Origin of the sequence: Actinoalloteichus caeruleus (assembly GCF_049311605.1) — a bacterium.
Lineage (GTDB): Bacteria > Actinomycetota > Actinomycetes > Mycobacteriales > Pseudonocardiaceae > Actinoalloteichus_B > Actinoalloteichus_B caeruleus.
Genome location: NZ_CP186005.1, coordinates 4,267,302 through 4,284,629, shown reverse-complemented (window position 1 = coordinate 4,284,629; position 17,328 = coordinate 4,267,302). Strand labels below are relative to the sequence as shown.

The following is a 17,328-nucleotide window of genomic DNA, read 5'->3' as shown; positions in this document are numbered from 1 at the left end:
CCTCAGGGCGGCCGGTGGCCGGGCGGGACACGGTGTGCCGAGCGCCACAACCGGAGGCCCCAATCCGGACGAGCTCCGCCGGGAGGCGCCCTGACCTGGCACAACGCCCCAGTCCACTCGGAGTGGACCCGCCGGTCCGGCACGCGCCTCCCCGATCACGGCGGCGCGCCCGACGTCACCGAGCGTGACTGATGGCGTCGAGTCGCCTACGTTCTCGCACGGAACGAGGACGAGGCGGATGAGTCATGGACGGGACCGGGCGGCGGTGGTCCCCAACCGTCGGGCTCGCGCCCGCTGCCCCGCCCGTCCACATCGTCCCTGGTCGGCGCGCTGCGCAGTGGGTGGTTCCTGGCGGCGCCGCCGGTCGGCGGCGGTGGTGGACGTCACCGGGTCGGTACGCCGCCAGAGCCGGCGGTGGCCGGCACGCGGTCACGATGATGGGGTGGCCGCGTCGGGCGGAGACCGCGTGCACGCTCGCGAAGTGGGAGCAATAACGTGACCAGTGGACACGACGCGTCCCCGGAATGGGGAAGCGCAGGGCACACGAGTGGGGCAAGGACCCGGCGGACTCGGGGGCGGCAATGGTGATGGCGGACCACGCGACAACCGATCAGGGCAGTGAACCTGACCTGCTCGGGGAGTACCGAGCGGGTTCCTCGTTCTTTCTCACCGCACCCAGGCACAGCATGCTCGCCAGTGGGGCGGGCGACGTCCTGCCGGTGGAGAGCACCGCGGCCACTCCGGCCGCGTTGGCCGGTGAGGTCGACGACGCGCTCGGTCGGTGGGGCGGTACCCAACGGGTCACCGCGGGCGGCCCGGCGGTCGTGGTCGGCGCCGTCCCGTTCTCCCCCACCAGCCCCCCGCACCTGGTGCTCCCCGCCCAGGTCCGGTGGAGCGGACCGGCGCGCTCGGGCTGGCGCTCGGTACCGCCGGTGTCCTCCCACGGCTGGAGCGTCCGGCCGGATCCTCCCGCCGACCGGTACCTGGCGGGCGTCAGCAAGGCCCTGGAGGCCTTCGACGCCGGTGAGTTGGAGAAGGTCGTCCTCGCGAGGACCTTGCGGTTGACAGCCGGGGAACCGGTCGCCGTCGCCCGGCTGCTCGCGCACCTGGCCCACCGTGACCCCACCGGGTACACCTTCGCCGTCGACCTCCCACCCGAGGGGAGCCGGACGCGCACCCTGCTCGGCACCAGCCCGGAGCTGCTGGTCCGGCGGTCCGGGACCCGGGTGCTGTCCAACCCGTTGGCCGGGTCAGCCGCCCGCAGCCCGGACCCGGTCGAGGACCGGCGCCGGGCCGCCGCCCTGTTGGCCTCGGAGAAGGACCGGCACGAGCACGCGCTCGTCGTGGACGCGGTGGCGGAGCGCCTCCGCCCCCACTGCCGCGAGCTGGAGGTGCCGTCCGAACCCTCGCTCGTGACCACGGCGACGATGTGGCACCTCTCCACCCGGGTGGCGGGTGTCCTGGACGATCCCGCTCCCTCCGCGCTGGAACTCGCCGCGGCCCTCCACCCCACGCCAGCCGTCTGCGGCACGCCGACGGAGACCGCCAGGAGGGCGATCGAGGACATCGAGCCGTTCGACCGGGGGTTCTACACCGGGACACTGGGGTGGTGCGACGCCAACGGCGACGGCGAGTGGGTGGTCGCGATCCGCTGCGCCGAGGTCGCGGGCGAGTCGATCCGGCTCTATGCCGGCGGCGGCATCGTCCCGGGATCCGACCCGCACGGCGAACTCGCGGAGAGCTCGGCGAAGTTCCGCACCCTGCTGCTGGCGATGGGGCTGGACCAGGAGCTCTGACGCGCCCCGCCGGGGGCGGCCGCACTCGAGGAGCTCACGCCCGGCCGGCCGCGACCTCCGCCAGGTAGCCACGGGCCAGGTCCTCGTGGAAGAGCCACTCGTCGAAGCTCGACGCGTCGTTGATGCCCAGCGCGAAGCGGTCCGCGATGCGCGGGTACGCCCCGATGGCGCCGAACACCTCCATCAGGTGCGCTGGCGGCGGTTGGCGGAGCATCATGTTCGTCAGCGTGGTCGCGTGGCGCGCGTAGTCCCAGTAGGCCTCGAACGTGTCGCGCATGAACTCGGCGTCGTAGGGCCGGTCGCCGTGGTCCAGGATCGCGCGCAGGTAGACCGCGGCGCACCGCGCGGCGTTGTTCGACCCCTGGCCGGAGATCGGGTCGTTGACCACCACCGCGTCGGCCATCCCCAGCACCAGGCCGCCGCCCGGCAGCCGGCCGACCGGGTGCCGGACCTCCGGGCTCACTGCGCCGGTCAGGACGCCCCTGTCGTCGGTGAGCTCGACGTCGCCGCAGCGTTCGTACTCCCACGGGAAGTGCTCCCGCATGAGCTCCAACGCCCTGTCCAGGTGCGCCTGGGGCCCCCGCACGTCGGAGAAGGCGTCGAGCGGCCCACCCGGCACCGCCTCGTACAGGATGATCTCGCAGGGCCCGCTCGTGGTCAGGGACGGCATGGTGAGCATCTCGCCGCCGCCCGGCGCGATGTTGAAGCGGAGCGCGTCGACGTCCGGGTGCTCGGGTCGCCGGGTCATGCCGTGGACGTAGGTGACCGACAGGGCCCGTTGCGGAGCCGAGTACACCGACCGGGTCGGGTCCCGGTCGAAGAGCCGCACCAGGTCACCCTTGCCGGCCGCCACGATCACCAGGTCGTAGAGCCGCGCGAAACCGTCGAGGTCGGAGAGGGTCACCGAGTGGATGACGACCCTGCCGCCGGCGTTCTCGAACTCCTCCAACCAGCGGGGCATCTTCAACCGCTGGTCCACCGAGTGGGCGTGCCCGGGCAGGGAGCCGAACCAGTTGACCGCGCGGGAGCCGTCGGGCCCGGCCACGGACATCCCGAAGCCGCCCGTGTCGGGAGTCTCCTCCTCCCACAGGTGCAGCCCGTAAGCACGTTCGTGCTCCAGGGACGGGTGGAACATGAGCTGCGTCGACATGACCCGCCCGCCCTGGATCTCCTCCGCCGTGCGGGCGGACATGATCGTGACCTCGTAGTCGTGGCGCAACAGGCTCAGGCCCAGCTGTAACCCGGACTGCCCGCTGCCCACGATCAGAATCCTGCGCATCCGTTCTCCTCCTCCTGCCCGACCGGGTTGGCGCGGCTACCCTCACCGGCACCGCGCGCGGAGCGGGGTCGCCGTCGGCGTTCCCGCATTCCTCGTCCCGATGGGCGGCCAGCTCGGTGGCGGGGCCACGGTCACCTCGCACTGGCTGTCACGTCCTGGGAACGCGGCCCCGGAGAATCAGGCGACCACGGCCTCGCGGAGTTCCTTCCGCAATTGGGGAGTCAGAACGTGTCCGGCGTTCTCGACGAGGAGGGTCATCTGGTAGGCGACGACCTTCATGTCGCAGTCGGCGGTCGTGAGAACGGTGAGGCAGGAATTCTCGGCGACCGTCATGATGAGCACGAACCCGTGTTCGTTCCGGATGACGGTCTGGTCGTAGGAACCGAGGTCGAACAGTCGGGAACTGCCGTGCGCCAGGCTCACCAGGCCACTGGAGAGCGCCGCGAGCTGTTCGGCGTGTTCGTTCGGGACCCCGTCCGAACAGGTCAGGGGTAGGCCGTCCACGGACACCACCGCCGCGTGCACGACGCTCGGTGTCAGGGAGACGAAGTTGTTCACCAACCAGGCCAGTTTCTGGGCCTCGGCGCTCCTGGGACGACTCATCTTGCTGGTGGCCTGCTTCCTCGCCGCACGCGGGCGGATGTCGTCGCCGCCCACGTGGGGGAGCCGGGACGACGGGCCGGCGGACGGCGTCGACGTGGACGGTGTGAGCCCGGGGGACGGCCGGCCGGGGAAAGGGAACGGCCAGCGAACTCGTCGGCGTGCGGATATCCCGGGAACGGTGTTCTTCCCCGCGACGGGGTTATCCGGGGTGTCGAGGTGGGGCCGGTCCGTCGGCCGGAATGGGATGCCCTCGGAAGGAGGGGGGTCGGCCGGGTTCGGTGGTCCGGGCGAGTGTGCGGGAACGACTCGACCATCTCCCCAAACGCGTGACGAGTACCCTGGGCCGGCGCAGCCTAACACGATCGAGTAGCTCGGGTAAGGGTGTCACGCTCTGAACAGGAATTTAGTGTGAACGGGGAGAACAATCCCGCATTCGAGTGGCAGTGCTCACCGTCGGTGATTGATGGGATCGGTATTCCCCGTCCACCGTCGGCCGTGCTCCACCGCCATTGGAGTGGAGCGAGACGAGGTCGGAGAGCCGCGCCGGTGGGCGACCGCGGCCCGGGTGGTCCGGAGGGCCGTGGCCCGGTGCCGGGCCGGTGCGGCACCGGCCCGGCGTCGGTGCTCAGCGGTGTGATGAGGGGTAGGGGAGCATCGCCATCTCCCTGGCGTTCTTGATCGCGGCGGCGACCTGGCGCTGTTGCGGTGCGGTCAGGCCGGTCACCCGGCGGGAGCGGATCTTGCCCCGATCCGACAGGAACCTGCGGAGCAGGGCGACGTCCTTCCAGTCCACCCGCGTGACCCCGGCGGCCATCAGCAGGTTGCTGCGTCGGCCCACCGGGCGGTGCCGTCCTTTGTTACCTCGGGTCGCCACGGCTCACCAGCTCGACTTGCGCACGCCGGGCAGTTCACCGCGGTGGGCCATCTCGCGCAGCCTCAGCCGGGACAGGCCGAAGGCCCGGTGGAAGCCGCGGGGCCGCCCGTCCACGCTGTCCCGGTTGCGCAGCCTGGTGGCGCTGGAGTCGCGAGGCAGCCGCTGGAGGGCGAGTTGGGCGGTCTCCCTCTCCTGGTCGGTGGAGTGGGGAGACCGGATGGTCTCCTTCAGCTCCGCCCGCCGCTCCCGGTGCCGGGCGACGAGTACCCGACGCCGCTCGTTGCGCGCGATCTTGGACTTCTTGGCCATCAGCGTTCCTCCCGGAACTCCACGTGGCGACGCGCCACCGGGTCGTACTTCCTGATGCGCATCCGGTCGGGATCGTTGCGCCGGCTCTTCCTGGTCACGTAGGTGTAGCCCGTGCCAGCGGTGGACCGGAGCTTGATGATCGGACGCAGTTCGGACCTGGCCATCAGATCTTCACCCCCTGTGCTCGCAGTTCGGCGACCACCGCCTCGATGCCTCGCCGGTCGATGGTCCGCAGACCCTTGGTGGATACCCGCAAACGGACCCACCGTCGCTCGCTCGGCAGCCAGAACCTCCTGTCCTGGAGATTCGGGTTCCATCGCCGGCTGGTGCGCCGGTGCGAGTGCGACACCTGCTTGCCGAAGCCCGGGCGACGCCCGGTCACCTGGCAGACGGCTGACATTCGACACCTCCCCACTAGTGAAAATGACAATCGTTTCTTATTCTAGGCGGCAGTCGGCGCCGTGGGTCGGGGTGGGGGCGCGGCCCGGGGTATGCGCAACCTCTTATTGGTGTTGAACACCATTTTCAACTAGCCTCGCGCCGAGGCCGGGAGGTACCCGGCCCGTGCTGTCGTGAGGAGGAGTTGACGTGCCCGGCGCCCCCCGTCCGACCCTGCTTGTCCTGGCTGGCTACGCCGCCGAGGAGGTGGAGCGGCAGGCCGCCGAACTCGTCGACGGGACCACCGCCGTGGTCCACCACGACCTCGCCCTCATCACGGAGGGAGTGGTGCGACGGCGCCTCCGGGTGGGAGCCGACGACGAGACCCGCGTGCTGGAGCTCGCCCACGGCTGTGTCTCCTGCACCCTGCGCGAGGACCTGCTCCCCCTCGTCCGGCGGCTCGCGCTCGACGACACCGTCACCCGGGTCGTGCTGCACCTCGACCCGACCCTGGAACCCGAGGCGGTGTGCTGGGCCCTGCGCCACGTCGTCGTCGAGGACGGCCCCGTCCTCGACCTCGTCGACCTGCTCGGGGTCGTCACCGTCGTCGACGAGGGCAGCTGGCTCTCCGACGCCACCGGCGACCGCGAGCTGGTCGAGGACGGCAGGGCCGGCAGCGCCGACGACGAACGCACCGTCGCCCAGGTCGTCACCGCGCAGGTCGAGTTCGCGGACCTCGTGCTGCTCACCGGGCAGGCCACCGATGCCTGGACCGCTTACCGGACCGGGGCCGTGCTCGACCGCCTGGCACCACGAGCCCGGCGGACCTCCCACCGGGCCGACCTCTGGGCCGAACTGGCCGAGCTGCCACCGACGGCCCGACGAGGTGAGGTGGACGACGCGCACGCCCCGCTGCTCCGGGGTGAACCCCCCGTGGAGCCCGACGCGGGCGTCGAACTGGTGCTCTTCTCCGCGCGGCGCCCCTTCCACCCCGAACGGCTGCACGACGCGTTGGACGTGCTGCTGGACGGGGTAGTCCGCTCACGTGGACGTGTCTGGGTCGCCACCCAACCCGACGTGGCCCTGTGGCTGGAGTCCGCCGGGGGCGGGCTCCGGGTGGGGCACGCCGGGCCCTGGCTGGCCTCGGCCGACGGGGAGGTCTGGGGGTCCGTGGACGCGGAACGAGCCGCCATCGCCGCGGCCCGGTGGCACCACCGCTACGGCGACCGCCACCAGGAACTGGTCGTGCTCACCCACCGCGCCTCCGCGGGCGAGATCACCACCGCGTTGCGGGAGGCGCTGCTCACCGAGGACGAACTCGCCCTGGGCCCGGCCGGCTGGCGGCGGTTCGACGACCCCTTCGGCAGCTGGCACACCGAGCCCTGCGAGGACGGCGCCCCGGAGCGGGACGCCGGCGTCGAGACGACGAAAGGACTGGACGAACAGTGAAGAAGGACATCCATCCCGACTACCACCCGGTCGTGTTCCAGGATTCCTCGACGGGGGAGTCGTTCCTGACCAGGTCCACCATCACCTCGGAACGACGCGTCGAGTGGAGTGACGGCAACACCTATCCGCTGGTGGTGGTGGACGTCAGCTCGTCCTCGCACCCGTTCTGGACCGGGACGCAGCGGTTGGTCGACACGGCGGGCCGGGTGGAGAAGTTCCGCCGCCGGTACGGAGAACGGGCGCCGGGAGGCCGGCGCGGGAACGAAGGAGGCCGTTGATGGCAGTACCCAAACGCAGGATGTCCCGCAGCAACACCCGCACCAGGCGTGCGCGGTGGAAGGCCACGGCGCCGGATCTGGTGCCGGTGGTGATCCGGGGCGAGCGCCGGCTCGTGCCCAGGAACCTCCTGCGCCACGTGCACCGCGAGGTCTGACGCTGGCCGTGGACCGGCCCGCCTGACCGGTCGGGGCGGACGGGCGACCAGACCCGGCGCACGCGCGGGTCTGGTCGTGGGCCGCGCGCCGTCAGTGGTCGTCGTAGTGGTCGCCGTGTTCGGCGTGCCGGTGGCCGTCGTGGACGTAGTCCACGTGGTCGCCGTGGGGCACGGCGACGTGGCCGCAGTCCACCCCGTGCCGGTGCGGGTGACCCTCGTGCGCTTGGTGGGACGTCGGCTCGCACTCGTCGTAGTGGTCCTCGTGGGGCCGGTGGAGGTGGCCGTCGTGGACGTAGTCGACGTGGTCCTGGTGTGGCAACGCCACGTGCCCGCAGCCCTCACCGTGCCGGTGCGGGTGTTGGGTGTGCTCGCTGTGCGCGGTGGTCATTCCGACTCCTCCTGACACCTTTCGCCGTCGTGACGAGGCTAGGCAGCCCAGGTCCCGCCCGCAGGGGGAGAAGGGCGCGCCGGGTGGGGAGCCGCCCCGTGGAGTGGACCTCCCGTGGAGCCCTCGGCGTCCTCGGGGTCGTGCTGGAGCCGGTGCGTGCCTGGACCGGGTGAACCCGCACCCGTCGTCGGGCGTTGTCCACCCCACCCCGCGTCGCCCGAGCGGGGCGCGGCGGTGCAGGATGGCGGTCCGGATCGGACACCCATCGCGACCGCCTCCTGGGGCCGGCCCGACCGGAGGACCCGAGGAGGACGACACATGCGGTACCCGCGGCGGTTCGTGGCCCGGTCCGCTCCCCGGCCGGGCGGGCGGTCGGGATGAATCCGGCCGACCTGCTGCTCGACCTGCGGGCCCCCTTCGTGCTGCTCCTCGCGGGTGCCGTGCTCGTGTTGGAGTCCGGCGTCCTGATCGGGCTGTTCCTGCCCGGCGCGTCCACGGTGCTGGTCCTCGGTCTTGTCGCCGACCTCGGGGTCATCCCCCTGCCCGCCGCCCTGGCGCTCGCGTTCGCCGCGACCGCGCTGGGCGCCCAGTTGGGGTACCAGCTGGGCCGCCGTCGAGGGCTCGGCGTCGCGGGTGGCGTGGCGCGTCGCGGGTTGGCCCGCGCGGGCGTGGGCGGGGCGCGGGAGCGCCTGACGCGGCTCCTCGACCGGGGCGGTGCCCCCACGATCATCGGCGCGCACTGCGTGGCGCTGGCGCGCACGCTCGCGCCGCGCCTGGCCGGGACCTCGGGAGTGGCGTGGCGGCGGTTCTCGGGTGCGAACCTCGTCGGCTGCGCGCTCTGGTCCTGGACTCTCGTGCTGGTCGGGCACTCCGCGGGTGCGGCGTTCGACCAGGTGCGCGCCGCCGTCGGTCTGCTGGGAGCCCCCCTGCTGGTGGTGGGCGCGCTGGTCGTCGCCGTGGTCCTCCTGCTGCGGCGGCGGGCGCGCCGGATGGGCGGAGCCGGAGGAGCGGGCGAGTGGGTGGAGCTCGTCGAGGGACCGGGCGCGCCGGCTCCTCGGAGCGGCGCCCCGGGCCCGTCGCCGTTGTCGGGGCCCGACTGACGGCGAGCGGAGGCGGAAGCGGTCCGCGTGGGCACGGGGCGTTCCGTCCGTCGTGGCGGCGGGCGCCGGTTCGCCGTCAGCCCGTCTCCGAGGCGGGCTCCCGAGCAGCGCGGGCGCTCTCGGCGCCGAAGCGTCCGACCGAGACGTGTTCCTGCGCCAGCCGGCGCAGGGTCGAGCTGATGACGTCCCCCAGCACCATGTTCAGCACCGCCTCCTCCAGGACGCTGCTGGCGTCGCTTTCGGCCGGCACCGTGCGCATCTCCGCCGCGGCGAGGTGCTCGGCGGCCGCCGCGTACTCGTCGAGCAGTCCCAGGAGGTTCGCCTGGCCCAGCTGCCGGAGCTGGACGACCAGTCCGACGAGTTGTTGCCGGGCCGGGTGGTTCTCCCTGATCCGCCACCCCCGGCGGTGGAACAGGGCGTCGGCCTCGGCGCTGGCCTCCCGCCACAGCCCGGTCTCCCGGTGGTCCCGGTGATCGCGAGCGGTGGCCCTCCCGGTCACGTCCCGGGGCGGGGTGGACCGCCTGGAGTCGAGGTCGGCGACCAGGTCGCGCACGGTGGCCATCGGGAGACCCCCGACGTCCACCAGTGCCCGGACCAGGTTGAGGCGCCGGACGTGCGCCGGGCCGTACCGGGGCGCGACCCCGGTGGCCTCCCTTCCCGGTGGGAGTATGCGTTCACGCAGGTAGTACTTGATCGTGGGCACCGGTACACCGGTGCGGCGGCTGAGTTCCGCGATCCGCACTGTTCCTCCTGAGGTCGACACGGCGAGTGCTGCCGCCGGATTAACCCGGAGTGACAGTTTAGGCGCAGAACGTGTCGGCTTACGCCATCCATCCGAAGTATGCTTCGTCCCGTTTCTGCCAAAACGTGGTGAGTGTCCGACTCATGCCGCCCGAACGGGTGCCGCCCGGTCGCGAGTAGTGCGAAGCGGACCAGCCGGGCTCGGGCGTCGAGTCATCCCGTCTCGACCTCCGCTTCGTCCATGACCACGGCGGGTGCGGCAGGCCCTCCCCTCGGCCGGGCCCCGGGATCCGGCGCCCCGGGGTGCTCGGGAGGCCCCCGGTCGGTCGAGCGGCGCGTCGTTGTCCGGAACCGGACGGGACACCCGGGGCTCACCTGTTCGTGGGGCATACCCGTGGGGGGTATCCTTGGTCGCGTTCCCCGGTCGCCGAGCGGGCGGTCGGGGGAGGGGACAACCGCGTGGGAGGGTGACGATGGCGAGTACGACCTACACCGTGGAAGGCATGACCTGCCAGCACTGCGTGCGGTCCGTCGAGGAGGAGGTGGGGGAGATCGAGGCGGTGACCGGGGTGACCGTCGACCTCGCCACCGGCCGGTTGGTGGTCGACAGCAGCGCGGAGATCGCGCCGGACCTCGTCCGAGCGGCGGTGGCCGAGGCCGGCTACACGCTCGCGAACTGACCCACGTCCCACGGGACGGCTTCGCGGGGACGCGCCGCCTCCGAGGTGCGGTTCCGCCGGCCCGGCAGGACCATCGACCGGTGCGCATCCTGGTCACCGGAGCAACCGGGTACATCGGAGGTCGGCTGGTCCCCTTGCTGCTCGAGCGGGGCCACCAGGTCCGCTGCCTGGCCCGGGACCCGAGGAAGTTGCGGGACGTCCCGTGGGCCCACCGGGTGGAGATCGCCAGGGGGGACGTGCTCGACCAGGAGAGCCTCCGGTCGGCGATGGACGGGCGCGACCTGCTCTACTACCTCGTCCACTCCCTGAGCGGCCCGGAGTTCGCCACCACGGACCGGCGGGCAGCGCTGCTCACCGCCGAGGCGGCCCGCGCGGCCGGGGTGCGGCGGGTCGTCTACCTGGGAGGGCTCCGCCCTCCCGACGCGCGCACCTCCGAGCACCTGGCGTCGCGGACCGAGGTCGGGGAGATCTTCCTGCACTCCGGGGTGCCCACGGCGGTGCTCCAGGCCGCCGTCATCCTCGGGTCCGGCTCGGTCAGCTTCGAGATGCTCCGCTACCTCACCGAACGCCTACCGGTGATGGTCGCCCCCAGGTGGGTCCGCAACCGCATCCAACCCATCGCCATCCGCGACGTCCTGCACTACCTGGTCGGCGCCGCCGACCTGCCAGCGGAGGTCAACCGCACCTTCGACCTCGGGGGACCGGACGTCCTGACCTACCAGCGGATGATGATCCGCTACGCGGAGGTCGCGGGACTCCCGGCCCGGCACGTCATCCCCGTTCCCGTCCTCACCCCCAGGTTGTCCTCCTACTGGATCAACCTCGTGACGCCGGTTCCCAGGCGCATCGCCGGGCCACTCATCGACTCCCTCGCCTACGAGGTCGTGCGCACCGAGGACGACATCAGCCAGTACGTCCCGGACCCGCCGGGCGGCCTCCAGGACTACGAACAGGCCATCCGGCTCGCGATGGCCAGGATCAGGGACGCCGAGGTGGAGACGCGGTGGGCGAACGCCTCGGTACCCGGTGCCCCGTCGGAGCCCTTGCCCACCGACCCCAGCTGGTCGGGCGGCTCGCGGTACCAGGACGTGCGGGAACGACGGGTGCCCGTACCCCCCGCCGAGGTCTGGCGGGTCGTCGAGAGCATCGGCGGCGAGAACGGCTGGTACTCGTTCCCCCTCGCCTGGTCGGTGCGCGGCTGGCTCGACCGCCTGCTGGGCGGCGTCGGACTGCGCCGTGGCCGCCGGGACCCGCGCCGCCTCCACGTCGGGGACGCCCTGGACTGGTGGCGGGTGGAGGAGGTCGAGCTGGGGGCGCTGCTGCGGTTGCGCGCCGAGATGAAGATGCCGGGGAGGGCCTGGCTGGAGATGGCGGTACGGCCGGAGGACGGGGGGAGCGTCTACCGGCAGCGCGCCGTGTTCCTCCCCCGGGGGCTCGCCGGCCAGCTCTACTGGTGGGCGGTCTGGCCCTTCCACGACCTCGTCTTCGGGGGCATGGCGCGCAACATCGCCCGCGCGGCCGAACGTGACGCCAGGGCGCGGGTGGGAGCCGGGCACGAGCCGCCGGCGTCGACCTCGTGGCCGGCCAGCTCGACGCACCCCACCGACTAGCCTGGACGGATGGCTCCCAAGATCGCGACCAACCAGACCGTCGACCGCGTCGGCCTGCTGGACTTCCTCCGCGACCGCCACCGCGCCGTGCTCATCACCCGGCGCTCCGACGGCGGTCCCCAGGCCTCGCCGGTCACCGCGGGTGTCGACCAGGAGGGCCGGATCGTGGTGTCCACCTACCCGGAGCGGGCCAAGGCGCGCAACGCACGCCGCGCGCCGGAGGTCAGCGTGCTGTTCCTCTCCGAGGACTTCGACGGGCCCTGGGTCCAGGTGGACGGCACCGCCGAGGTGGTGGACCTGCCAGACTCGGTCGAACCGCTCGTCGACTACTACCGCGCCATCGCCGGCGAACACCCCGACTGGGACGAGTACCGGGAGGCGATGCGCCGACAGGGCAAGTCGTTGGTCAGGATCACCCCGACCCGCTGGGGACCGGTGGCCACCGGTGGCTTCCCCGCCCGGCTGGCCGACTGACGGAGGTCGACCACGCCGGGGCGTGGACGTCGGGGCCCGGACGCGGTGGCCGGACCCCGACGGTCACGGGGGTCAGGGGTTGGACAGCGTCTGCTCCGCCTCGCGGAAGAAGCGCTCCACGCCCTCCTCGATGGAGATCCTTCCGTGGCTGATCTCCTCATCGATCCGCGACATCAGCCGTTCGACGCCCGCGCCACCCGGCGGGGGCGCGATTCCCGGCTCACCGAGCATGTCCTCCACGCTGGCCTCGTACTCGTCGATCACCACGTCGACGCCCTCCAGCTCGGCCTGCTCCCGCTGGGTGTTGGTCGCCGGCAGACCCCGGTTGGCGCCGAAGATCGAACCGACCTCCGGGTCGTTGATCATGAAGTCGATGAACTCGGCCGCCACCTCGGGGTGCTCCGACCGGGCCGAGACGCTCATCAGCATCGACGGCTTGAAGTACAGCCCGAGCTCGTCGGTGTCCGAGGGGTAGGGCGCCAACGAGAGCTCACTGCCGTAGGTGTTCTGGGCGCTCGCCATGAAGTTGTCCCAGCCGAACTCGGCGATGACCTGGCCCTTGCCCAGCGCGGTCGCGGTGTCGCCCTTCACGAGGACTTCCGGCGGGATCGTCGTCCCGTCCTCCCGCATGCGCTCGCTGATCTCCCAGAACTCGGTGAGGTCGGCCTCGTCGAAGCCCAGCTCGCCCTCGTCGGTGAAGATCGTCTTGCCCTCCTGGCGCAGCAGCACGTCGAGCATGTGCAGGTGCTCACCCAGCGCGCCCGTGGCCCACTGCCGCTCGGGCAGGTGATCCCGGACCACCGCGATCGCCTCGTGGAACTCCTCCCAGGTCCAGCCCGCCTCGGGCAGCTGGGCCCCGGACTCCTCCCACACCGCCGCGTCGTACTGGAAGGCCATCATGTTCCGGCCCACCGGCACCGCGAAGTACTCGTCGCCGATCATGCCGGCCTCGTCGAGGCCGGGCAGCAGGTCGTCGACGTTGAGCTCCTCGCCGATGTGCGGGGTCAGGTCCAGCAACTGGCCCCGCTCGCTGTACTCCCGCAGGTAGGTGTAGTCCATCTGGATGATGTCGGGAGCGTTGCCGCCCGCGGCCTCGGTGGCGAGCTTCTGCCAGTACCCGCCGAACTCGGAGTACGTCGTGGTGATCTTCACGCCGGGGTTGCGCTCCTCGAACAGCGCCACCGCCTCGTCGGTCCGTTCGCCGCGATCCGGGTTGCCCCAGAACGTGTAGCGCAGCTCGATGGTCCCGTCACCGCTGTCCGCTCCGCACCCAGCCACTAATGCTGTCACCGCGAACGCGGCCGACGTGGCCGCCACCCTGGTCCGCCAGGACCGCCTGGTTCTCAACGACACTGTTGTCTTCCTCTCCCGGATTGCCCCCCGCCCTGGAGGCGGGGTCAGCACGTTCCGACGGGCGCGGGGCGCGACGTCGGAACGGCAGTCTGCGGCGGAACGCGGTGAAGGGTCACCTCGCTCCGGCGATGTGCTGGTGGGCGTGGGCCCCACCCCGCCCGGAGGCGCCGGCGAGCCGGTGGCGGTGGGGCGGGTCGCCCGGTGTCCCGCCCCCGTCACCCGCTGGCCGGGATCGCTGGCGGTGGTACGACCACGACGGCGGTCCGGCCCAAACCGGCACCCGGAGGTCAGCGGTGGGCGTGCCTGGCGTCGCGTGGCGAGGCCGAGAGGATGCCCGCATCGGCGTCTCCTTCGACGTTGCGGTGCCGCGACACGTCGCGCGGCGGCCTGGACCTGACCCGCCCCGCGACTCCACTCGCGGTCGCGCTCACCGGTGGGGGCCGGACAGGCCCCGGGGGCGGTGGGTGGCGTCACCGTAGGCCGGGAACCGGACATTCTCAAAGTCGCTGGCCAATATCGGCCTGCCAGCCGCCCTCGGGGGCCGTCACCGGCCGCGACACGGCGATGACGCAGGTCAGCGGGCTGTCACCTCGGGTGAGGCCGGGACCACGCAACGATCACGGAATCGGATGAAACGGACGTGCGGCCGGGGTCCCGTCCCCTCGGCCCCGCCGGGCCGGGCGCGCACCGGGACGGCTGGGCCGGCGGGACGTCGGCCGCCGAACCCGGGAGGGATCCCGCGCCCGTGGCCCCTGGCTCGTCCGGTGGCGGCGCACGCCGGGTCGAGGGGAGCGACGTGCTCGCGGGCTGACGGCCCGGGAGGTCGCGGCCGGGGTGTCGCGGGCGCTGCCTGAGGCGGGGCGTGGTCGCCCGCGCGGGACATCGCGTTCCCGCGTTCGAGGCCCCGTCGTCGCCCGGCGGGGGAGCCCCGATGGCACTCCGCCCCGCCACCCGGTGGGCGGCGGGGCGGGCGGACCGGCATGTTCGGTCAGGCCGAGACGGCCCAGAACACCGCGTTGCCCACCTGGGCGTGGAGCCCCTTGGGATGCGCCCGGAACAGCGGCTCCGTGCCGAAGAGCACGGTCCGCGCGCCGCGCTCAGCGACACCGCTCACCACGGAGGCGGCGCCGGCGGCCGCTCCCGGGCCCCGGTCCCCCGCGCTCCAGTGGCCGGCGACGAGGGGGCCGTCCTCCTCGTAGCGCTGTTCGACCCGCACCTCCGGGCCCAGCTCCGTGAACCACAACGGCGAGTACACGAAGGAGTGGTCGGGGGCGTGGGTCCCGACGGGACCCGAACCGCCGGAGACGGCGACGACGCCGTTGGCGTTCGACGGCCCGGCGACGGCGGAGACCGTGAGCAGGTCCGCCTCGGCGTTGAACGTCGCACCGGTGCCGCCCCGGGTCACGACGCCGCCGACCTCGAGGAAGTCGTCCAGCGCCGAGCGCGCCGCCACGGACAGGGCGGAGTAGCGCAGTCCGGAGGAGACGTAGAGGACATCGACGTCCGACCAGTCGAACCCGTCGTCGAGCACGGCCGTCGACACGGACCGGACCTCGAAGCCCAGGTCCCGCAGCACCAACGACTCGTCGGCGGACGCCGCCGCCGCGACCACCGGCCGGTGCAGGGGGACGCCCCGCTCCCCGTGCGCCGAAGCGGTGAAACGGACCCCGTACCGGTCGGCCACGGTCCGCGCCTCCGACCTGGCCGACGCGGGCAGCACCACGGAACCGTCGTCCAGCCGGTGGACCGCCTGACCGCCGGCCAGCAGGGCGTTCACCGCCCGCACGTCCCCGCCGTCCACCACGTCGAGGGCCAGGTCGGATCCTGGCGGGGCGTCCACCGCACCCGTCGGCCCAGCGGCCGCCACCGGGCTGGTCGCCACGGCGGGTGCCTCGTCGGGCACCACGTCCACGGACGCGCCCCACAGCAGGCCGTGGCTCCACCCCGAGATGTCGTACATCGTGGGAACGTCGGTCGAGATGTCCCGCCCCGCCTCCAACATCACGTTCGCCAGTCCCCGTTTCGGCTGGTGCATGTCCACCAGGTACGAACCGGCGGGGTAGGACGCACCGCCGAGCCGGAAACCGGCCTCCGCGCGTTCCACCCGCACGTCGTGGGCCACCAGGTGGTCCACCAGGCGGGCCGCGGCGGCCTCGGAGCGTTGTCCCGGGCCGGCGGGGATCACGTAGGCGCGGGGGAAGGTGGTGTGGTAGCGGTCCTCGTCACCGAACCCCGGGACGTAGTCGTCCTCCACGTCCCGCTGAGCCTCACCGGCCCAGCCCCGCCGGAACAGTTCGATCTGGTCGGCCACCAGCGACTCGCGGTGCTCCACCACGTAGTCGAGCGCGGCGTCGATCGTGGCCTCGGCGACGTCGGTGTTGATCCCGGCCCGGCGCCGCAGTTCCTCCACCGGCAGCGTGTCGTACTGGGTGCGGTTGACGCGCATCGGCACCTCGACGGTGTGACCGACCGCTCCGTGGTAGATCGCGTACATCGGCGTGAAGATCGGTGGCCAGGCGTCCCACGCCCCCGGCTGGTAGTCGCGGAAGGGGATGTCCACCTGGCGGGTCTCCGGGTGCCCCAGGTCCTGGACCGCCCGCTCCATGCCGAGCGCGTTGGCGTAGGCGTGCCTGATGTACAGGTCGAACTCGTAGTTCTGCCCGTGCGGTGGCGTCCCGGGTTCGATCAGGGTGTCGCCGGTGTACCCGTGCTGGTCGAGCATCAGCACCGGTTGGGTCGCGATGAGCACGTCGCGGGCCGCTCGGGACTCCGGCTGCGACGAGGTGATGTGGTCCCGGTTGACGTCGAAGCCGGCCGCGTTGGACCGGGTGCCGGCCACCCGGCCGTCGGGGTTGTTGCTGATCGTGACGTGGACCCGCGTCTCCTCGAGCAGGGTGCGGACGTCCTCGTCGTTCGAGGTCGCGAGCCGCTCGATGACCCGCATGGCCCCGTCGGTGCCCTCCCACTCGTCACCGTGGATGTTGGCGTTGATCCACACCGGCGCCTTGTACTGGGCCCGCAGCGCGCCGCGCCGGGCGGCCAGGTCCGGGTTGTCCTGGATGAGGTCCCGCCAGGCGTCCTGCCGGCGGGTCTCGGCCGGGCGTTCGGGGGCGGTCACCGTGACGAGGTAGAGGTCGCGGCCCTGGGTGGACTCGCCGACGACCTCGACCGAGACCCGGTCGCTCTCCCGCTGGAGGTCGTTCAGGCGCGGGGCGATCTCGTGGTAGGGCAGCAGGCCCAGTTTGACGGCGCGGTCCCCGGGGTCCTCGGGGTACTCGCGAAGGCGTGTCTGGCGCGGGTACCCCTGCTGGACACCGGGGTCGCCCAGGGTGGGGGCGGGTCCCGACAACGATCGGCCGCCCGGTGTCCCGGGCTGGTTCTCCCCGGCGACCGGGACCGTGCGGCTGGTGGGCCCGGGCGCGGCGACCTCGTGCCGGTCGGGGCCGTTCCCGGGGTCGCGGTGGGTGGCGGGCGCGGCCTGCGCCGTGCCGGGCCCGAGCGCGGCGCCGACGGCGAGGGCCGCGCTGAGCAGGACAGAGGTGAGACGACGCGGCAACGACAAGCGACCTCCTCGGACGTGGTTCTCGTGATCCTTAGCCACGCTCACTACCGCGTCAAGTCGCGGTGAAGCGTGGTCATGCCACGGGGGTTGGTGTCGCGCCGGGGAGCGTCAGTCCAGTGTGGACCGTCGGTGCGTCGAGCGGACGAGGGGGCGGCGCGGTCCGCTCGTCCCCCGTCCGGTCGTGGGGTGCCCCGCCCGGGTGGCTCCCCGCTGGTCCGGTCGGCGGGGGCGTGGGTGGGGCGCTCGGGCGCCGTCGGAGGTCCAGGCGGCGAACACCTGATCCCACCACCGGCCCGCAC

18 protein-coding genes are annotated in these 17,328 nt (G+C 72.6%); 8 read left to right on the top strand and 10 right to left on the bottom strand.

Annotated features, from left to right (window positions below; all coding sequences use genetic code 11):
* The first annotated feature begins 581 nt into the window (after window positions 1–581).
* Window positions 582–1,796, top strand: coding sequence for an isochorismate synthase DhbC (gene dhbC, locus ACOJVX_RS17185; protein WP_035274829.1), 1,215 nt, complete (start codon window positions 582–584; stop codon window positions 1,794–1,796).
* A 34-nt stretch (window positions 1,797–1,830) separates the two neighbouring features.
* On the opposite strand, the gene ACOJVX_RS17180 is transcribed toward dhbC, so the two are convergent.
* The 6 genes from ACOJVX_RS17180 to rpmB form a co-directional block, all read right to left on the bottom strand.
* Window positions 1,831–3,075 (bottom strand): styrene monooxygenase/indole monooxygenase family protein, encoded by a 1,245-nt coding sequence (locus ACOJVX_RS17180; protein WP_026420108.1) that lies wholly within the window; start codon window positions 3,073–3,075, stop codon window positions 1,831–1,833.
* Between the two features lie 177 nt (window positions 3,076–3,252).
* Entirely contained in the window at window positions 3,253–3,732 is a 480-nt protein-coding gene (locus tag ACOJVX_RS17175; RefSeq protein ID WP_372493002.1) for a roadblock/LC7 domain-containing protein, read from the bottom strand.
* A 571-nt stretch (window positions 3,733–4,303) separates the two neighbouring features.
* On the bottom strand, window positions 4,304–4,516 hold the full coding sequence (rpsR, locus tag ACOJVX_RS17170) for a 30S ribosomal protein S18 (RefSeq protein WP_026420110.1): 213 nt from the start codon (window positions 4,514–4,516) through the stop codon (window positions 4,304–4,306).
* Window positions 4,517–4,555: 39 nt separating this feature from the next.
* Window positions 4,556–4,861 carry a 30S ribosomal protein S14 gene (gene rpsN, locus ACOJVX_RS17165; RefSeq protein ID WP_026420111.1) on the bottom strand — a complete coding sequence of 102 codons (306 nt, stop codon included), beginning with the start codon at window positions 4,859–4,861 and terminating at the stop codon, window positions 4,556–4,558.
* Entirely contained in the window at window positions 4,861–5,025 is a 165-nt protein-coding gene (rpmG, locus tag ACOJVX_RS17160; RefSeq protein ID WP_026420112.1) for a 50S ribosomal protein L33, read from the bottom strand. Before rpmG ends, rpsN begins: the two co-directional genes overlap by 1 nt.
* Entirely contained in the window at window positions 5,025–5,261 is a 237-nt protein-coding gene (rpmB, locus tag ACOJVX_RS17155; RefSeq protein WP_026420113.1) for a 50S ribosomal protein L28, read from the bottom strand. Before rpmB ends, rpmG begins: the two co-directional genes overlap by 1 nt.
* Window positions 5,262–5,449: 188 nt before the next feature.
* Here rpmB and mrf point away from each other — a divergent pair, with 188 nt between their 5' ends.
* The 3 genes from mrf to rpmF are packed head-to-tail and all read left to right on the top strand — an operon-like array spanning window position 5,450 to window position 7,121.
* A complete protein-coding gene (gene mrf / locus ACOJVX_RS17150; protein ID WP_030225543.1) occupies window positions 5,450–6,688 on the top strand; it encodes a ribosome hibernation factor-recruiting GTPase MRF in 1,239 nt (412 codons plus the stop codon).
* Complete coding sequence (locus tag ACOJVX_RS17145) at window positions 6,685–6,966, top strand: type B 50S ribosomal protein L31 (protein WP_026420115.1); 282 nt, start codon at window positions 6,685–6,687, stop codon at window positions 6,964–6,966. The genes mrf and ACOJVX_RS17145 overlap by 4 nt, the downstream gene beginning before the upstream one ends.
* Complete coding sequence (gene rpmF / locus ACOJVX_RS17140) at window positions 6,966–7,121, top strand: 50S ribosomal protein L32 (RefSeq protein WP_026420116.1); 156 nt, start codon at window positions 6,966–6,968, stop codon at window positions 7,119–7,121. The genes ACOJVX_RS17145 and rpmF overlap by 1 nt, the downstream gene beginning before the upstream one ends.
* 91 nt (window positions 7,122–7,212) lie before the next feature.
* On the opposite strand, the gene ACOJVX_RS17135 is transcribed toward rpmF, so the two are convergent.
* Window positions 7,213–7,509 carry a hypothetical protein gene (locus ACOJVX_RS17135; RefSeq protein WP_026420117.1) on the bottom strand — a complete coding sequence of 99 codons (297 nt, stop codon included), beginning with the start codon at window positions 7,507–7,509 and terminating at the stop codon, window positions 7,213–7,215.
* 377 nt (window positions 7,510–7,886) lie between these two features.
* Here ACOJVX_RS17135 and ACOJVX_RS17130 point away from each other — a divergent pair, with 377 nt between their 5' ends.
* Entirely contained in the window at window positions 7,887–8,609 is a 723-nt protein-coding gene (locus ACOJVX_RS17130) for a DedA family protein (protein ID WP_051314239.1), read from the top strand.
* 76 nt (window positions 8,610–8,685) lie between these two features.
* Here the strand turns inward: ACOJVX_RS17130 and ACOJVX_RS17125 are convergent, their stop codons facing one another.
* Entirely contained in the window at window positions 8,686–9,351 is a 666-nt protein-coding gene (locus tag ACOJVX_RS17125) for a MerR family transcriptional regulator (RefSeq protein WP_051314240.1), read from the bottom strand.
* 472 nt (window positions 9,352–9,823) lie between these two features.
* On the opposite strand from ACOJVX_RS17125, the gene ACOJVX_RS17120 reads away from it, so the two are divergent.
* The 3 genes from ACOJVX_RS17120 to ACOJVX_RS17110 all read left to right on the top strand — a co-directional run bounded on the left by ACOJVX_RS17120 (window position 9,824) and on the right by ACOJVX_RS17110 (window position 12,114).
* A complete protein-coding gene (locus ACOJVX_RS17120) occupies window positions 9,824–10,030 on the top strand; it encodes a heavy-metal-associated domain-containing protein (protein ID WP_026420118.1) in 207 nt (68 codons plus the stop codon).
* 80 nt (window positions 10,031–10,110) lie between these two features.
* Window positions 10,111–11,640, top strand: a complete 1,530-nt coding sequence (locus tag ACOJVX_RS17115; protein ID WP_422646924.1) for an SDR family oxidoreductase — start codon at window positions 10,111–10,113, stop codon at window positions 11,638–11,640.
* A 9-nt stretch (window positions 11,641–11,649) separates the two neighbouring features.
* Window positions 11,650–12,114 carry a PPOX class F420-dependent oxidoreductase gene (locus ACOJVX_RS17110; RefSeq protein WP_026420119.1) on the top strand — a complete coding sequence of 155 codons (465 nt, stop codon included), beginning with the start codon at window positions 11,650–11,652 and terminating at the stop codon, window positions 12,112–12,114.
* 72 nt (window positions 12,115–12,186) lie between these two features.
* Here ACOJVX_RS17110 and ACOJVX_RS17105 read toward each other — a convergent pair whose 3' ends face one another.
* Both ACOJVX_RS17105 and ACOJVX_RS17100 read right to left on the bottom strand, forming a co-directional pair.
* A complete protein-coding gene (locus ACOJVX_RS17105; protein WP_162147329.1) occupies window positions 12,187–13,467 on the bottom strand; it encodes an ABC transporter substrate-binding protein in 1,281 nt (426 codons plus the stop codon).
* A 988-nt stretch (window positions 13,468–14,455) separates the two neighbouring features.
* On the bottom strand, window positions 14,456–17,029 hold the full coding sequence (locus tag ACOJVX_RS17100; protein WP_030105961.1) for a M14 family zinc carboxypeptidase: 2,574 nt from the start codon (window positions 17,027–17,029) through the stop codon (window positions 14,456–14,458).
* Between the last annotated feature and the right edge of the window lie 299 nt (window positions 17,030–17,328).